Source organism: Nocardia sp. NPDC050435 (assembly GCF_040655395.1).
Classification (GTDB): domain Bacteria; phylum Actinomycetota; class Actinomycetes; order Mycobacteriales; family Mycobacteriaceae; genus Nocardia.
In genome coordinates, this window is record NZ_JBFAJW010000009.1 from 397800 (window position 1) to 413740 (window position 15941).

A 15941-nucleotide genomic window follows, 5' to 3' on the forward strand; every position below is an offset into this window, starting at 1 on the left:
ATCTCCAGGAGTTTGATCGGCCGAGGGACTGGAAGTCAGCCTCGATCGATCGAGGCTGGATCAGCCTCGACAACACTCCTGGGTGCGCACGCGGGAAGACATGGCAGCGACTATATCAGTGCGGCCCGGGCCGCGACAGCGGCCCGGAGAGTGATCCACGCCATCAAATCTTGCGCCGCTGCTGATTGCGCTCGTAGACCAGGCGCAGACCGGTACTGGTCAGGTGCGGCTCGTGATGCTCGATGGTCTCCGATTCCGGCACGATCAGCGGCGCGCTGATGCCGGTGGCGACCACCGCGGCGTCGTCGCCGGCGAACGCGTCGAATTCGTCGCGGATCCGGTCGATCAGACCGTCCACCAAGCCGGCGAATCCGTAGATCGCGCCCGACTGGATGGCCTCGACGGTGTTCTTGCCGACCACCGACCGCGGCCGGGCCAATTCCACCCGGCGCAGCGCGGCGCGCTCGATCAACGCCTCGCTGGAGATTTCCACGCCGGGCGCGATCACCCCGCCCAGGAATTCCCCCTTGGCCGAAACCAGGTCCACCGTCGTCGCGGTGCCGAAATCGACGACAATCGCGGCCGAACCGAATTGATGATGTGCCGCAAGAGTATTCACGATGCGATCGGCGCCGATTTCCTTCGGATTGTCGACCAGCAGCGGAATTCCGGTCCGCACGCCGGGCTCCACCACGATGTTGGGCACGTGGTGCCAGTACCGCTCCAGCATCAGCCGGATCTCGCGCAGCACCGGCGGCACCGTGGACAGCGCGGCCACGCCCAGCACCTGCTCCACCTGATCGCCGACCAGGCCGCGCACCTGCATCGCGAACTCGTCGGCCGTCAGCAGCGGATTGGTGTGCAGCCGCCAGTGCCGCACCAGCTTGGCGTGATTACCCGAGCCCGTGAACAGTCCCAGTTCGACATGGGTGTTGCGGACATCGATGGTCAGCAGCATTGCTCACCTGTCTCGGCAGTAGTCGGTCAGTTGAAACTCAGCGCGCGGGGCGAGACGAGATCCGAGCCCTCCGGAGCGTGCGCGGGATCCGAACCGAGCTCGACCTGGCGGTTGCGATCGTCGACGAACACGACCCGGGGGCTGTACTCGCGCACCTCCTGCTCGTTCATCTGCGCGTAGGCGATCAGGATGACCAGGTCGCCGGGGTGCACGAGATGTGCTGCGGCGCCGTTGATCCCGATGACGCCGGAACCGCGCTCGCCGGCGATCACGTAGGTCTCGAGCCGGGCGCCGTTGGTGATGTCGACGATGGCGACCTGCTCGCCCTCGAGCAGGTCGGCGGCGTCGAGCAGATCCTGATCGACGGTGACCGAGCCGACGTAGTGCAGGTCGGCGTGGGTGACGGTGGCCCGGTGGATCTTGGACTTCATCATGGTGCGCAGCATGGGAATGGCCTTTCAGGACGCCTGGGCAGGCTGGGAATTCGAGTTCGGGTGACCGGCGGCGTTCGAGAGCGCGGCGCCGGTGGGTGAGAGCACGATCGGGACGTTGTCGATCAGCCGGGTGTTGCCGACCTCGGCCGCGACCAGCAGGCGGGCGTTGCCGGTGACCGGGGCCGGGCCGAGGGTGGTGGAGCGCAGCTCCAGGTAGTCGAGTTCGACGCCGGCGGCGGCATCGAGCACCTGGCGCGCGGCCGTCAGCACCCCGTCGGCGCCGAGGCCGCCGGCCAGCTTGCCCGCGAGCAGCGCGGCCGACAGCGCCAGCGCCGATTCCCGTTGCGCCGCATCGAGATAACGGTTGCGCGAGGACATCGCCAGCCCGTCGAACTCGCGCACGGTCGGCACCGGCACGATCGTGGCGTCGAAGTTCAGGTCGCGGACCATCTGCCGGATCAGGGTGAGCTGCTGGTAGTCCTTCTCGCCGAAGAAGGCCTCGGTCGGGCGGACGATCTGCAGCAGCTTGGCGACCACGGTCAGCATGCCCGCGAAATGCGTGGGCCGGCTCGCGCCCTCCAGTTCGGCGCCGATCGGGCCCGGCTGCACCGTGGTGCGCGGGCCGTCGGGGTACATGTCCAGCGCGCTCGGCGCGAACACCACGTCCACGCCCTCGGCGCGCAGGAGTTCGACATCGGCGTCCAGGGTGCGCGGGTACTTGTCCAGATCCTCGTTCGCGCCGAACTGCAGCGGATTGACGAAGACCGACACGATCACCACGCGGTTGCGGCGCTTGGCCTCGCGCACGATCGAGAGGTGCCCCTCGTGCAGTGCACCCATGGTGGGCACCAGGCCCACGGTCCGGCCGACGCCGCGCAGGGCCTTGCTGATCGCGGACACCACGGCGGGATCGTGGTGCACGGTCAGCTCGCCGGGACGGTAGGCGTCACGCAGCTTCGGGTCCATCAGGGGCGTCCTTCCAGCAATTCGATCAGGGCGGGATTGGTCTGCGCGCGTTCGGCGGTGCGCAGCGACAGCGCGCGATAACCCGCCGCCAGCCGCTGGTCGACCGACTCCAGCGCCCGCAGATGCGCGGCGACCGCGTCGGCGTCGCCGCGGGCGACCGGACCGGTGAGCGCGGCCTGACCGCGGCGCAGCGCGTTGTCCAGCGCGGCCGAGGCCAGCGGTGCGAGCAGCCGCTCGGCCAGGCCGTTGGGCTGCTCGTCGACGAGCTGCTGCCCCAGCAGGCCGGGCCCGGCCAGCGCCTGGCGCAGCGCCGCGACCGCGTCCACGATCACGGTGACCAGGTGATTGCTGCCGTGCGCGAGCGCGGCGTGATAGAGGGTGCGGTTCTCCTCGGCGACCCGGACCGGTTCGCCGCCCATCTCGATCACCAGCGACTGGGCGATGGCGTAGCCGATCTCGTCGGCGGCGGTGATGCCGAAGCAGGCGTTGCCGAGCCGGGACACGTCCTCGTCGTGGCCGGTGAAGGTCATCGCGGGGTGGATGGCCAGCGGCAGCGCGCCGTTCGCGGTCAGCGGGGCGAGCACGCCGACGCCGTTGGCGCCGGAGGTGTGCGCGACGATCGTGCCGGGCCGGACCACCCCGGCCGCGGCCATGCCGCGCACCAGGCCCGGCAGCTCCACGTCGGGCACCGCGAGCAGCAGCAGTTCGCTGCGGGCGGCCACGTCCTCGGCGGGCAGGATCTCGCTGTCGGGCAGGCGGGTACGCGCCCGGTGCACGGACGCGTCGGAGATGGCGCAGACGCCGAACACCACGTGCCCGGCGCGTTCCAGGGCGACGCCGAGCGCCGAACCGACGCGTCCCGCCGAGACGATTCCCACCGTCAAACGTGCGGGCGCGGGGTCGAGGTGTTCGGCGGCGCCACCGTCAGAAGTCATGCTTCTAGAGGTCAACGTTGTCCTCTCGAGAAATCGTTCCAGTCCCGCGAGCGGGTACCAGACGTTACGTCACGAGAATAGCTCCCCCGCCTCGCGGCGTCTCCAGCCCGGACCCGAGCGCGCGCTGCCCCGGCGTCGGCGACCGGCGTCCTCGAAACGGCTGTTTCAGCCCGTCCCGGGCGCGTAACCCGGGTTCTGGGGAAAACGGCCACCCGGCTCCGCTGTGGCAGAACTCACGGCGCGCTAGGCGCGGCCGTTCTCCTCGGACTGCAGGTTGGCCATGATCTCGGCGACCGAGAGCTTGCGTGCGCCCGGGCCGGACTCGGCGTCGGCGTCCACGCGGCGGCGGCGGCGCGAAGTCGGCGTGCCGACCCGCGGGCTGGGCGCGGCCGTGGTGGTGGGCCGGGGTCGCGGCGCGGCGGCCGGCTGCGGCTCCGGCGGCGCCAGGCGCCGGGGCGCCGGCTTCGGCTCGGCGGCGGGCTTGGACTCGGTGAAGGCGTCCGCCCAGGTCGCGCTGGAGGGGCCGAGATCGGGATAGCGCCGTTCGTCGGTGATCTCGGCGTCTTCGATGTCGTCGTACTCGCGCGGGACGGCCTGGGTTTCGGCGGTCACCGGCTCGTCGAACGGGCTCGCGAACTGCGGCGCCTCCGGGTGATCCGGGGAGAAGACCGGGGTCACACTGCTGCGCATCTGCTCCCCGGCCGGACCCGGCAGGCCCATCATCCACGGGTCGGCATTCGCGGAGCTATTGTTCGCCGGATTCGCGGGGCCACCGGGCAATTCCTGGATTCTGGTGGCGTCGGCGCGCAGCGCGGGCCGCTCCACGGGTAGCTCCCCGTCGAACAGGCGCTGCAGACTGTGCCGCAGCACGCTGAGTTCGGCTCGGAGAGCGGCCATTTCGGCCGCGTCGGCGCCGATCTCCTCCCGGACCCTGGCCTCGACGCCGAGCTCGTACTCCCGGCGCGCCGTCACCTCGCGTTCCAGCTGTAATTCGTAGACCTTCTGCAGGTCACCCACCTTGGCCTTGTCCACGGCGGCTTCCTTGCGGTAGCGGGTGGCGGCCAAAGCGCCGATCACGGCCGCCCAGAGCGCCGCGACCAAGCCGATTCTGACAAATTGCAAGCTGTTGCTGAAGACCAGGAAAACGCTGGCAACCAGACCGAGCAGAATCAGCGAACCGATGAAAACTTTTCCCGCTTGGTCCCGTCGTTGCCGGGAAGTGCTGGTACGGGAGGGTGAAACCATGCCCGCCAGGGTAGCTCGGATGACGCGGCAGGCACAGGGACAATCGGAACTATTCCGACCGCCCAGCTTGCTATGTGGTTGCGGCGTCGTCCGAGGGGTCGTCGGGCGCGCGACAGCAATACTCGAGCCACAGCGCGGCGGCGACCAGCGCCACACCCGCGAGCAGGCCCACGATGGCGCCCGGCGAATCCGCGGCGGCCGCGCGCAGGGTGCCGCGCTGCGGAAAGACCCAGCACAGGAAGCCGAGCCAGACGCCCGCCGCGATCGAGCCGACGTGCACCGAGGCCTTCGCCAATGCCACAGCACGGGCGGCGGTGATCGGGTGCAGGCGGTCGCGCCCGGCGCCGATCTCGTCGTTGCTGACCTTCGCGCGGATCAGGAACGCCAGCACCGCCTCGATCGCCGCCACCGGCAGCAACGAGGCTCCGGCGAACACCGAGATCGACGGGAAGTTGGCGTAGGCCATCCGGGTGGCTGCCCAGGCGACCACGGCCGCGACCAGGAAGTTGGCGAGTAGATCCAGAATTCTGGTCGGCTTCAGTTGGTGTTGCACGGCTCGTCCCCGCCGGTCGTGGTCAATGGGAAGTCGGTCCGGCGGACGCCCGCGCGCTCGGCCGGGTCCAGGCCGAGCAGCAGTTCGCGCACCGGACGCGCGACGCCGTCGACCTCGAGTTCGGCGGCCGGGTCCACGTCCAGCCACGGCACCAGCACGAACGCCCGATGACGCGCCTGCGGATGCGGCAGCGTCAACTCCGGGTCGGCGCTGCGCACCGGCTGCTCGCCCTCGGCACACCACACCACGTCGACATCGAGAGTGCGAGCACCCCAGCGCACCTCGCGCACCCGATCCGCGGCCTGCTCGAGGCGCTGGCCCGCGCGCAGCCAGTCGAGACAGGCGAAAGCCGGATCGTCTACCAGGACAACGGCATTGAGATAGTCGTCCTGCTCCACGCCGCCCCAGGGCGCGGTCGTGTACACCGGGGACACCGCGCGCACCCGCTCCCCCAACCCGGCCACGACGCTGCGCAGATGCGTCATCCGGTCGCCGAGATTCGAGCCGATCGACAGCACCGCCCGCGTCACGAGGCCACCTCGGCGGCGTCCGGCTCCGCAGCGCCGGGCGTCGCCCCGGGCGCGCTCACCCGGCTGTGCTCGGCCGCCCGGCTCCTGGTGGTGACCACGCGGACATCGGCGAACGCGTGCGGGATCGGCGCGGACGGTTTGTGCAGCACCACTTCGCACCGGGTCACGCGCGGATCGGTCATCACGTCGTCGGCGAGTTCGGTGACCACCGTCTCGATCAGGTTGCGCGGCGTGCCCTGCACGATCCGCACCGCGCGCTCGGCCAGTTCGCCGTAGTGCACGGTGTCGGCGATGTCGTCGGATTTCGCGGCGGCCGCGAAATCCGTCCACAGCGTGAGGTCGACGACGAACTCCTGGCCGTCCCGGCGCTCGAAATCGAAGACCCCGTGGTGCGCGAAAACGCGCAGTCCACGCAGTTCGATGCGGTCGGTGCTCATAGCCTGCTATCCCTCCGGGGCCGTCGCCGTGCCCGATTCACCGCGCTCCGCGCCGTCATGCCGCGCCACCCCGTCCGGGGGGCGCGCGCAGGCCGCCGAGCGCGGATTCCCGCTCCCGCCGGTGCTTGTCCCGGATCCGGGCGGCGGCCCGGGTGCAGGCGTCGGTGACCGCGATGGCGTCCAGCGAAGCGCGCACATCGTGCACACGGACACCCCATGCGCCGTGCTCGGCGGCCAGCGCGGAGAGGGTGGCGGTCGCGATCTCGCGGCCGTGCGGCGGGCGCGGGCCGTCGGCGTCGGCCAGCAGTGCGCCCAGGAAACGTTTGCGGGAGGCCCCGATCAGGATCGGCAGGCCCATGCCGGTCAGCTCCGCGCCGGCCGCCAGCGCGCCCAGCAGCTCCCAGTTGTGCTCGGCGTTCTTGGCGAAGCCGATGCCGGGATCGAGGACCAGGTTCTCGTAGGCGACGCCGCCGGCGACCGCCAGCTCGACCTGCTGGCGCAGTTCCCGCGACACCTCGGCGACCACGTCGTCGTAGTGCTCGGCCGGGCCGGTGTGCTCGTAGTTCGCCTCGGCCCGCCAGTGCATCAGGATCCACGGCACGCCGGCCGCGGCGACCACGCGCACCATGTCGGCGTCGGCGCGGCCACCGGAGACGTCGTTGACCATCGTCACGCCCGCGGTCACGGCGGCCTCGGCAACACTCGCGCGCATGGTGTCCACGCTGGTCGGCACGCCCGCGGCCGCGAGGCCGCGGATCACGGGCACCACGCGCGCGGCCTCGGTCTCGGGGTCCACCCGCGCCGCGCCGGGCCGAGTGGATTCGCCGCCGACGTCGATGATGTCGGCGCCCAGCTCGTACAGCGACATGCCGTGCGCCACGGCGACACCCGGGTCCAGGTAGCGGCCGCCGTCGGAGAACGAATCGCTGGTGACGTTCACGACGCCCATCACCACGCAGGAGCGGCCACCGCGCGGAACCACCAATCCGGCTCCCCGCGTACCGCTTTCGGTCATGAGGAGGGCGCTCACTTCCGGAGAATCAGGTCCAGCGCCTCGGCACGCGAGGCGGCGTTGGACTGCAGCGAGCCGCGCACCGCCGAGGTGGTGGTGCTCGCGCCGGGCTTGCGGATGCCGCGCATGGCCATGCACAGGTGCTCGGCCTCCACCACCACGATGGCGCCGCGCGGATCCAGCTTGCGCATGACGGCGTCGGCGACCTGGCTGGTCAGACGCTCCTGCACCTGCGGGCGCTTGGAGTACAGGTCGACCAGGCGGGCCAGCTTGGACAGGCCCGTCACCCGGCCGTGCGGGCCGGGGATGTAGCCGACGTGCGCGACACCGTGGAAGGAGACCAGGTGGTGCTCGCAGGTGGAGTACATCGGGATGTCGCGGACCAGCACCAGTTCCTGGTGGCCCTCGTCGAAGGTGGTGTTGAGCACCGCGTCCGGCTCGGTGTAGAGCCCGGCGAACATCTCCCGGTAGGCACGCGCCACCCGGGCCGGGGTGTCGAGCAGGCCGGGCCGGTCCGGATTCTCGCCGACCGCGAGCAGCAACTCGCGGATCGCGGCCTCGGCGCGGGGTTGATCGAAGGTGCTCCCGGTTTCCAGGGCGACCAGGTCGCGCGGCGCGCTCACGCCGTTGGCCCCGCTCCCGGGCACCTGATCGGCAGCACCGTTCGCGACGCGTAGCGAGCGGCCGTCACCGTTCTGGTTTGCCGACAATCGAGACACCTCCAAGCTCCGGGCGCCGGCAATCTCTCGGCACCCCACCGTACGAGCGTAAATGGCGCCCGATCCCGCTGATCACAACGGGGCCGGGCACCGCTTTAATCCGCTCAGTGCCGGCTGTTCGGGCCATCCCAATCGCGGTTCTCGTTCTCGCCGCCGGACGGCTCGTCGTAGCCGCCCCGGTCGTAGCCGCGATCCGTGCCCTGACCAGGCTGCTGCGGGTTCCGCCAGGGCTGGAAGGGCTGCCCGGACTGCTGCGACTGCTGCGGCTCCTCGCGCGGCGGCCAGCCCGGGGCGGACCAGCCGGCCGGGGCACCGTAATCCGGACGGGAACCGTGCGTGCCGCTGGCGGGCCGCGGGAAGCCCTGGGTGGGCTGCGGGCGGTACCCCGGATCGGCGGCCGGCGGGTAGTTGTACTGCGGCTGACCCGTGTACCCCTCCGGCGGGTAGCCGTTGGCCGGGGCGGGCTCGCGCTGCGGGACCGCCGGGGCGGGCAGCGACTCGGCGGGCGGCCACGGCTCGCCGCGCTCGGTGGCCAGCTCCTTGGGCGTCTTCACCGGCGGCTTGTCCGACGGCATGCGGTCGCCGAAATCGTTGAAAGCGGTGATGCGCGGACGCTTTTCGACCGAGGCGAGCAAATCCTCCAGCTCGCGCCGGTGCAGCGTCTCCTTTTCCAGCAGCGCGGTGGCCAGCACGTCCAGCACGTCGCGGTACTCGTTGAGGATGGCCCACGCCTCGGTGTGCGCGGCCTCGATCAGGTTGCGCACCTCCTCGTCGATGGCGCCGGCGACCTCGTGCGAGTAATCCGAGGACTGGCCCATGGACCGGCCGAGGAACGGGTCGCCGGCCTCCTGGCCGTAGCGGACCGCGCCCAGGCGCGCGCTCATGCCGTACTCGGTGACCATCGCGCGGGCGATCTTGGTGGCCTGATCGATGTCGGACGAAGCGCCGGTGGTCGGCTCGTGGAACACCAGCTCCTCGGCCGCGCGGCCGCCCATCGCCATGACCAGGCGGGCGATCATCTCCGAGCGGGTCATCAGGCCCTTGTCGTCCTCGGGCACCGTCATGGCGTGGCCGCCGGTGCGGCCGCGGGCCAGGATGGTGACCTTGTAGACGGGCTCGATATCGGGCATCGCCCAGGCCGCCAGGGTGTGGCCGCCCTCGTGGTAGGCGGTGATCTTCTTCTCGTGCTCGCTGATGATGCGGCTCTTGCGGCGCGGGCCGCCGATGACGCGGTCGACCGACTCCTCGAGGTTGGCGCCGGTGATCACCGAGCCGTTCTCGCGGGCGGTGAGCAGGGCGGCCTCGTTGATGACGTTGGCCAGATCGGCGCCGGACATGCCGACGGTGCGCTTGGCCAGACCCTCGAGATCGGCGTCGGGCGAGATCGGCTTGCCCGAGGAGTGCACCCGCAGGATGGCGCGGCGGCCGGCCAGGTCGGGGTTGCTGACCGGGATCTGGCGGTCGAAGCGGCCCGGGCGCAGCAGCGCCGGATCCAGGATGTCGGGGCGGTTGGTCGCCGCGATCAGGATGATGCCGGTGCGGTCGCCGAAGCCGTCCATCTCGACCAGCAGCTGGTTCAGCGTCTGCTCGCGCTCGTCGTGACCGCCGCCGAGGCCGGCGCCGCGCTGGCGGCCGACCGCGTCGATCTCGTCGACGAAGATGATGCAGGGGCTGTTCTGCTTGGCCTGATCGAACAGGTCGCGCACGCGGGAGGCGCCGACGCCGACGAACATCTCGACGAAGTCGGAACCGGAGATGGTGAAGAACGGGACGCCGGCCTCGCCGGCCACGGCGCGCGCCAGCAGTGTCTTACCGGTGCCGGGGGGACCGTAGAGCAGCACGCCCTTCGGGATCTTCGCGCCCAGCGCCTGGTAGCGCACCGGATTCTGCAGGAAGTCCTTGATTTCGTAGAGCTCTTCGACGGCCTCGTCGGCGCCGGCGACGTCCGCGAAGGTCGTCTTGGGCATGTCTTTGGACAGCTGCTTGGCCTTGGACTTGCCGAAGCCCATCATGCCGCCGCGGCCGCCGCCCTGCATGCGCCCCATGACGAAGACGAACAGGCCGAGCAAGATGATCATCGGCAGCACGAACAGCAGGATCTGGGTGAGCCAGCTCTCCTGCTTGACCACGGTGTTGTACTCCGCGCCCGTGTTCTTGACCGCGTCGAAGATCTGATTGGAGGTCTCGCTGCCGCTCGGATACTTCGCGATGATCTTGTTCGAGCCTTTGGTGGCGTCGTTGCCGTTGTTCAGCTCGATCCGCAGCTGCTGCTCGCGGTCATCGATCTGAACGTTCTTGACGTTGCCCTTGTCGTTCAGCTGGGCCAGCGCCACGGAGGTGTCGACGTTCTTCCACCCGCGCGTGTCGTTGCCGAAATAGCTGAACGCATAGACCACGAGCAGGATGCCCGCGATTATGGCCAGGGTGCGAAACACTGTCTTGCGGTTCATAGAGCGTCGGCCGGGCGGCCAGTCCTTTCCGGTGTCTCCGGTTCTGCCTAGCGAAAACGTCGGGCCCGCCGGTGTTCCGGCATGCCCAGCGGCGTAATCCCGTCCTCGCCCGGCCCTCGGATGAGGTTCGGATGCGGACATGCCACGTTACCGCGTACGGTTCTACTCGATACATCGCGCAGTTCGGCAGTTGGTGCAGTTCGTGAGGTAAACGGCCGGAGGACCTCGTCGGTTCCCGATCTCACCGGTCCGGGTTAACTCAAGTGCTCACAATCATGGCATGTTCGGCCTATCGTGGGCGACGACACATCAAGAGCACGAACCTGAGAGGCCGGCCCGGAGAAGGCAGCAGGTGTAACCGTGGAGGGCCCCGATCATGCCGAAACGAACGCAGGGGGTATGGACATAGTCGAGCTACGGACACCCACAGCGATTGTGCGCCACGGTCGCGGACGATTGATCGTCCTGCGGCCCGGTACCGATGGCGAGCGCGTCCTCGACGTTCCGGTCACCGACCTGCTCAAGGTCCGGCTGAATCGCCGCGCGGACGACGCGGTCGTCATCGAGATCTACCTGCGGTACCCCACCCCGGTGCTGACCGGCGTGCCCGCGGACCGCACACCCTTACCCGTCCTGATCGCCGAGCACGACGTGCCGCAGGCCAGCGAGATCGTGGACAAGATCAACGCCCAGATCCTGGCGACCCAGCGCATCGATGTCGCCGCCCCCGATCTGCACCCGCCGGACCCGACCTGGGACAAGAACGGCCCCGTCCGGGCCGACGTGGACCGGGCGGTGCACCGGATGGCGACCAAGCGGGAGGCGAAGTCGGCCGTGGCCGCGCTGCACCGCTTCGTCACGCCCGAGGAATACGTGCTGGAAACAGCGGTGGCCGTGGCCCACCCGCCGGCCGGTTCCGGGCCGGGCCTGCTGGCCGCCACCACCGAGCGGCTGCTGTTCATCGCCATCGGCGGCGGCGCGCGCTACGCGCACGAGCTGCCGATCGCGGCCGTGCTGTGGGCGCACAGCACCGACGGCGCCAAGGCCTCCCCCGGCGAGATCGGCACCACCCGGCACGAGCCCGGCCTGGAGGTGAACGACGGCAAGATGACGCTGCGTTTCACCGGCACCGATCGCGCCGACACCGAGCGAGTCAGCCTGGCCCTGAACTTCGCCGTCCGCCGCGCCGCCACCGACGGCGCCATGGGTCCGGCGGATCCCAGTGTGTCGCAGCTGTATTCGGAATGGGAACTGCTGGTCGAGCGGCATTCGCTGGGCATGGTGGACGACACCCAGTTCCAGCGCTACGGCCGCGGCATCCTGCGCTCCCTGCCGGACGGGCTCTAACCGATCCCACGACGAGAGCGCCGCGCGGTCCACACCGCGCGGCGCTTTCGCTGTGCGGCTCCGGTCAGGCCGGGTCGTTGAGCTGGATGCGCCGCCACGGGCTGGTCGGCCTGGTCCACAGGCGCAGCAGCTCCATCCGGCGGTCGACGCCGCCGTTCTTGAGTTCGGCCAGATCCTCGCAGGCCTGCCAGTAGGTCCAGCCGGTGAGGTAGGCGTCGCCGAATTGGCGCCAGTTCTTGTATTTGCGCTGGGCGATCGGCAGGGCGCGCATCAGGTAGGCCCAGGCCACGTCGGCTTCCAGATATCCGGCGGTGAAGGCCATGCGGGCCACCGCGACCACGCGGGCCAGATCCCAGGCGTGGATGTCGGTGGGCAGCGGCTTGGACAGGTGGTCGGTGAAGCCGATCTTGATGGCCTGGGACCAGATGTCGTAATCGCGCACCAGCGCCTCGGGATTGTCCATTCCCCGGAACGAGCCGACCTGGCGCAGGAACGCACGGTGCCGGTCGGCGCGCTCGCCGAAGCGGTCCCGTTCACTGGCGTTGATCGAGGCCATCACCAGCGGATGCACCAGCGCGTAGAGCGGGCCGTGCATGCCGTCGAGCAACTGTTCCATCGAGGCCTGCGCCTCGGTGCCGTCGGTGATGCCCCAGGCTCCGGTCAGGGTGTCGATGGCCAGTTCGCGGCGGTCGCCGAGCGGATGCTCACGCTCCGGGCCGAGCAGCAGCGCGTCGTGGAAGGCGTCCCACCGCGCCGAGTAGAAGCCGCCGAGCGCGAGGGCGCGCAGTTCGTCGTCCGACACTGCGGCCCCGGACCAGTGGTCTTCTTCCCGCTTGTCGAGCTCCTCGTAGGGGAAGGTTGTCAAGGTAGGTATCCCGCGGGCAGGCATACCGTCGATTCTTCCTGAAGAATCCCGGCGTAGCTCGTGTTACGGCGAATGGGTTCCGCGTGTTTGCCGGGCAGTCCCTGCCGGGGGCCCGCACCGGCCCGAGGATTTACCCCTCCTTTAATTCTCACCCTGCCGTATTCGGGTGTAGCGGACTAATCTGCACGCATGAGCAACATCACCCTCCTGCGTGGCCTGGAACCTGCCGCTACCGAGCAGGAAATCTATGCCGCCGCACTGCAGTACGTGCGCAAGGTCGGTGGCGTGTCCGGCTTGAGCACCACCACCAAGGCGGCCGTCGACAAGGCCGTCGCCGCCATCGCCGCGGCGACCACGCAATTGCTGGCCGACCTACCCGATACCCGGGTGGCGCCGACCACCGAACCGCCGTTACGCCGGGTCGCCGGGGACGCCTCGGCCTGAGTTCAGGGCAGCGCGTCGGCGCCGTAGGCGGCCACACAGGCCAGCGCGGTCGCCAGCGCGAGACTGCGCTGCTCGATCGGTTGCCCCAGCAGCTCCTCGATCCGCTGGATTCGGTAGCGGACCGTATTCTTGTGCACACCAAGCAGTTTCGCCGTAGCCTCCGGGCTGCGGTGGGACCGCAGATAGGCGTGCAGTGTTTCGCGCAGCCGCGCGGCGTTACCGTCGCGGGCGGCCAGCGCGCGCAGTTCCCGGGCGATCATGGCCCGCATGGCCGCGTCGTCCACGCCGGCCAGGTAGGCGATCTCCACGTCCCGATAGGCATGCGCCCGCGGTGCGCCCGGCCCCGCGCGCTCGGCGACATTGCGCGCCGCGACCGCTTCCCGGTGACTGGCCCGAAAGCCCGCGACATGCGTGGCGGGCACCCCGAAGGCGACCCGGACGGGCGGCTCGACCAGCTCGATCAGGTGTGAGAGTTCCCCGGGCATACCGAATTTCGCGGCTCGGCCCGCGTCGTCCAGGCCCGCCCAGGCCCACATGCCGCTGGCGCCGGAGGGCACCGTGAGCACCCCCGTGGCGCCGAGCGCGTCGGCCACCCGGGCGGCGGCCCGCTCCAGCAGCCCGATCGCCTCGCCCTCGCCGGGCAGCTCGCCGCCGGGTTCGTCGGTCCAGAGCACGAAGGCGAGATGCTGTCCGGCCAGGCGGTAACCCAGCCGGATCGAGGTCTGCTCGGCGTCCACCGCGCCGCCGCTGCCATCGATATCGGCCAGCAGCGCGTGCACGGTCTCGGTGCGCCGGTTCAGGGCGGCGCGCAGCGCGCTCTCCCGCTCGGCCATATAGGTGTCGGTCAGCAATTCCACCGAGGTGCTGACCCATTTCGTGGACCGTTCGAATACCCGCAGCAGCACCGCGCGTTCGATGTCGTAGGGCGCCGCGCGCTGATCGATGGCGTCGGTGATGTATTCGAGCACGGCCTCGTGGCCGACGTGATAGATCCGCAGCAGTAGGCGCAGCTCGAAACCACGCCGGGCGATGGTGCGCGCGAAGGCGTGCGCCTCCTCCGGAATGGTGAATTCGACGGTGTCGCTGGTCAATCCGGGCAGGACTGCGCGAATGTGCGCGCGGGTGCTGGCGGTGAGGTCGCGGCGCATGTCGCGATCGGTGAGCTCGGGGACACGCGCGATGACCGCGGCGTTGAGCCGTTCGGCCACCTGCTCCAGCGATCCGGTGCGCATCGTCTCGTAGACGTACTCGGTCAGCCAGTTCCGGACTTCCTCGCCGTCGGGGCTGGGCATGGTCACCGCCGTCTCTTTGTGCTTCGGATACAAACCGAGGCGGATCCGTTGACAAATCGAGCCAAGAACGCCCGGATCAATTGTGTCACGATCATAGAACAGTGAGTTGAAGCACAGTGTTCAGCGGTACCAGCACGACGCAGTGGGAGAACAGGTGACCAATACCGAATCAGCGGCCTCCGCGAAAAAGGCCCCGGCCCGTCGAGCGGCCGGCCCGAAGGCCGAGGCCCCGGCTCGCATCGAGGTGCGCAATCCGGGCACCGGCGCGGTGGTCGGCTCGGTGCCGAACCAGTCCGCCGACGAGGTCGCGGCCACGATCCGCGAGCTGCGGCTGTACCAGCCCGAGTGGGAGGCCATCGGGCCGGAGGGCCGCAAGGAATGGCTGCTGAAACTGCAGGACTGGCTGATCGACAACACCGAGCAGCTGGCCGACGTGCTGCAATCGGAAACCTCCAAGCCGCGCGCCGACGCCCTGATCGATCCGGCCTTCGGCTGTGACCTGATCGGCTACTACGCGCGCCGCGCCGCCGGGTTCCTCACCGACGATCACCCCTCGCCGCACAGCCCGCTGGCCCGGGTCAAGAAGCTGACCGTCACCTACAAGCCGTACCCGGTGGTCGGCGTGATCACGCCGTGGAACTTCCCGCTGGCCATGCCGATCATGGACGTGATCCCGGCGCTGGCCGCCGGCGCCGCGGTCGTGCTCAAGCCGTCCGAGGTGACGCCGCTCTCGGCGCTCGAATTGGCCCGGGGCTGGGCCGAAATCGGCGCTCCGCCGGTGCTCGCCGTGGTCACCGGCGCGGGGGCGACCGGCGCCGCGGTGGTCGCGCACGCCGACTACATCCAGTTCACCGGTTCGACCGCGACCGGCAAGAAGATCGCCGCCGCCTGCGTCGAGCGGCTGGTCCCCTACTCGCTGGAGCTGGGTGGCAAGGATCCGGCGATCGTGCTGGCCGACGCCGATCTCGATCGGGCCGCGCACGGCATCGCCTTCGGCGGCATGTTCAACGCGGGCCAGGTCTGCATCTCGGTGGAGCGGGTCTACGTGGAGGCCGCGGTCTACGACGAGTTCGTCGCCAAGCTCACCGCGAACGTGCGCGCGCTGCGGCAGGGCATCGACGGCCGCGAGATCGCCCACGACATCGGCGCACTGGCCAACGAGAACCAGGTGAGCATCGTGCAGCGGCACGTCGACGAGGCCGTCGCCGCCGGCGCGAAGGTGCTGACCGGCGGCAAGCGCACCGGGCAGGGCACCTTCTTCGAGCCGACCGTGCTGGTGGACGTGGACCACACCATGTCCTGCATCAGCGAGGAGACCTTCGGCCCGACGCTGCCGGTGGTCAAGGTGGCCGACGAGGCGGAAGCGGTTCGGCTGGCCAACGATTCGATCTACGGCCTGTCCGCCTCGGTGTGGACCGGCGACAAGGAGCGCGGCGAGCGCGTCGCCCGCCAGCTGACCGCGGGCGCGGTCAATATCAACGACGTCTTCTCCAACCTGTTCAGTTACGCGCTGCCGATGGGCGGCTGGGGGCAGTCCGGCGTCGGGGCGCGCTGGGGCGGCGCGAACGGCGTCCGCAAGTACTGCCGCACCCAGGCCATCACCAAGCCGATCCTGCCGACCCAGCAGAAGGAACTGTTCTGGTACCCGGCCAAGCCGGCGAATCTGCTCTTCGCGCTCGGCGCGATGCGGGCCGCGGGTGCGCGCGGCCTGCGCCGGATCGACATTCCCGCACTGCTGAAACTCAAGGGGTAAT

General features: G+C 69.9%; 16 protein-coding genes. 3 read left to right on the top strand and 13 right to left on the bottom strand.

Features of this window, described 5'->3' with window-relative positions; translation table 11 throughout:
* Positions 1-163: 163 nt before the first annotated feature.
* The 11 genes from AB0I43_RS27815 to ftsH all read right to left on the bottom strand — a co-directional run bounded on the left by AB0I43_RS27815 (position 164) and on the right by ftsH (position 10239).
* Positions 164-958 carry a type III pantothenate kinase gene (locus AB0I43_RS27815; RefSeq protein ID WP_356974698.1) on the bottom strand — a complete coding sequence of 265 codons (795 nt, stop codon included), beginning with the start codon at positions 956-958 and terminating at the stop codon, positions 164-166.
* Between the two features lie 26 nt (positions 959-984).
* Complete coding sequence (panD, locus tag AB0I43_RS27820) at positions 985-1404, bottom strand: aspartate 1-decarboxylase (RefSeq protein ID WP_356974696.1); 420 nt, start codon at positions 1402-1404, stop codon at positions 985-987.
* Between the two features lie 12 nt (positions 1405-1416).
* A complete protein-coding gene (panC, locus tag AB0I43_RS27825) occupies positions 1417-2358 on the bottom strand; it encodes a pantoate--beta-alanine ligase (RefSeq protein ID WP_356974694.1) in 942 nt (313 codons plus the stop codon).
* The gene (locus AB0I43_RS27830; protein WP_356974693.1) at positions 2358-3293 is read right to left on the bottom strand and encodes a DUF2520 domain-containing protein; all 936 of its coding nucleotides are present in this window, start codon (positions 3291-3293) and stop codon (positions 2358-2360) included. The genes panC and AB0I43_RS27830 overlap by 1 nt, the downstream gene beginning before the upstream one ends.
* A gap of 243 nt (positions 3294-3536) precedes the next feature.
* A complete protein-coding gene (locus tag AB0I43_RS27835) occupies positions 3537-4538 on the bottom strand; it encodes a DUF6779 domain-containing protein (protein WP_357432845.1) in 1002 nt (333 codons plus the stop codon).
* Positions 4539-4608: 70 nt separating this feature from the next.
* The gene (locus AB0I43_RS27840) at positions 4609-5079 is read right to left on the bottom strand and encodes a DUF3180 domain-containing protein (RefSeq protein ID WP_356975261.1); all 471 of its coding nucleotides are present in this window, start codon (positions 5077-5079) and stop codon (positions 4609-4611) included.
* Positions 5076-5621 carry a 2-amino-4-hydroxy-6-hydroxymethyldihydropteridine diphosphokinase gene (gene folK / locus AB0I43_RS27845; RefSeq protein ID WP_356974691.1) on the bottom strand — a complete coding sequence of 182 codons (546 nt, stop codon included), beginning with the start codon at positions 5619-5621 and terminating at the stop codon, positions 5076-5078. Before folK ends, AB0I43_RS27840 begins: the two co-directional genes overlap by 4 nt.
* Positions 5618-6058, bottom strand: coding sequence for a dihydroneopterin aldolase (gene folB, locus AB0I43_RS27850; protein WP_356974690.1), 441 nt, complete (start codon positions 6056-6058; stop codon positions 5618-5620). Before folB ends, folK begins: the two co-directional genes overlap by 4 nt.
* 55 nt (positions 6059-6113) lie before the next feature.
* Positions 6114-7007, bottom strand: a complete 894-nt coding sequence (gene folP, locus AB0I43_RS27855; RefSeq protein ID WP_356975259.1) for a dihydropteroate synthase — start codon at positions 7005-7007, stop codon at positions 6114-6116.
* Between the two features lie 77 nt (positions 7008-7084).
* Positions 7085-7693, bottom strand: coding sequence for a GTP cyclohydrolase I FolE (gene folE / locus AB0I43_RS27860; RefSeq protein ID WP_356975257.1), 609 nt, complete (start codon positions 7691-7693; stop codon positions 7085-7087).
* A gap of 200 nt (positions 7694-7893) precedes the next feature.
* Positions 7894-10239 carry an ATP-dependent zinc metalloprotease FtsH gene (ftsH, locus tag AB0I43_RS27865; RefSeq protein ID WP_356974689.1) on the bottom strand — a complete coding sequence of 782 codons (2346 nt, stop codon included), beginning with the start codon at positions 10237-10239 and terminating at the stop codon, positions 7894-7896.
* Between the two features lie 456 nt (positions 10240-10695).
* Between ftsH and AB0I43_RS27870 the strand changes: the two genes are divergently transcribed.
* A complete protein-coding gene (locus tag AB0I43_RS27870) occupies positions 10696-11586 on the top strand; it encodes a hypothetical protein (RefSeq protein WP_356974688.1) in 891 nt (296 codons plus the stop codon).
* Positions 11587-11650: 64 nt separating this feature from the next.
* Here AB0I43_RS27870 and AB0I43_RS27875 read toward each other — a convergent pair whose 3' ends face one another.
* Positions 11651-12451 carry a DUF1266 domain-containing protein gene (locus tag AB0I43_RS27875; RefSeq protein ID WP_356974686.1) on the bottom strand — a complete coding sequence of 267 codons (801 nt, stop codon included), beginning with the start codon at positions 12449-12451 and terminating at the stop codon, positions 11651-11653.
* Between the two features lie 189 nt (positions 12452-12640).
* Between AB0I43_RS27875 and AB0I43_RS27880 the strand changes: the two genes are divergently transcribed.
* Complete coding sequence (locus AB0I43_RS27880) at positions 12641-12895, top strand: DUF2277 domain-containing protein (protein WP_356974684.1); 255 nt, start codon at positions 12641-12643, stop codon at positions 12893-12895.
* Between the two features lie 2 nt (positions 12896-12897).
* Here the strand turns inward: AB0I43_RS27880 and AB0I43_RS27885 are convergent, their stop codons facing one another.
* Entirely contained in the window at positions 12898-14187 is a 1290-nt protein-coding gene (locus AB0I43_RS27885) for a helix-turn-helix domain-containing protein (protein ID WP_356975256.1), read from the bottom strand.
* A 154-nt stretch (positions 14188-14341) separates the two neighbouring features.
* Here AB0I43_RS27885 and AB0I43_RS27890 point away from each other — a divergent pair, with 154 nt between their 5' ends.
* Positions 14342-15940 carry an aldehyde dehydrogenase family protein gene (locus tag AB0I43_RS27890; protein WP_356974682.1) on the top strand — a complete coding sequence of 533 codons (1599 nt, stop codon included), beginning with the start codon at positions 14342-14344 and terminating at the stop codon, positions 15938-15940.
* Position 15941: the final 1 nt, after the last annotated feature.

Excerpts from the sequence above, each read along its gene's own strand:
- AB0I43_RS27815 (WP_356974698.1), bottom strand. The coding sequence starts at position 958 with ATGCTGCTGACCATCGATGTCCGCAACACCCATGTCGAACTGGGACTG.
- panD (WP_356974696.1), bottom strand. The coding sequence starts at position 1,404 with ATGCTGCGCACCATGATGAAGTCCAAGATCCACCGGGCCACCGTCACC.
- panC (WP_356974694.1), bottom strand. The coding sequence starts at position 2,358 with ATGGACCCGAAGCTGCGTGACGCCTACCGTCCCGGCGAGCTGACCGTG.
- AB0I43_RS27830 (WP_356974693.1), bottom strand. The coding sequence starts at position 3,293 with ATGACTTCTGACGGTGGCGCCGCCGAACACCTCGACCCCGCGCCCGCA.
- AB0I43_RS27835 (WP_357432845.1), bottom strand. The coding sequence starts at position 4,538 with ATGGTTTCACCCTCCCGTACCAGCACTTCCCGGCAACGACGGGACCAA.
- folB (WP_356974690.1), bottom strand. The coding sequence starts at position 6,058 with ATGAGCACCGACCGCATCGAACTGCGTGGACTGCGCGTTTTCGCGCAC.
- folP (WP_356975259.1), bottom strand. The coding sequence starts at position 7,007 with ATGGGCGTCGTGAACGTCACCAGCGATTCGTTCTCCGACGGCGGCCGC.
- ftsH (WP_356974689.1), bottom strand. The coding sequence starts at position 10,239 with ATGAACCGCAAGACAGTGTTTCGCACCCTGGCCATAATCGCGGGCATC.
- AB0I43_RS27880 (WP_356974684.1), top strand. The coding sequence starts at position 12,641 with ATGAGCAACATCACCCTCCTGCGTGGCCTGGAACCTGCCGCTACCGAG.
- AB0I43_RS27885 (WP_356975256.1), bottom strand. The coding sequence starts at position 14,187 with ATGCCCAGCCCCGACGGCGAGGAAGTCCGGAACTGGCTGACCGAGTAC.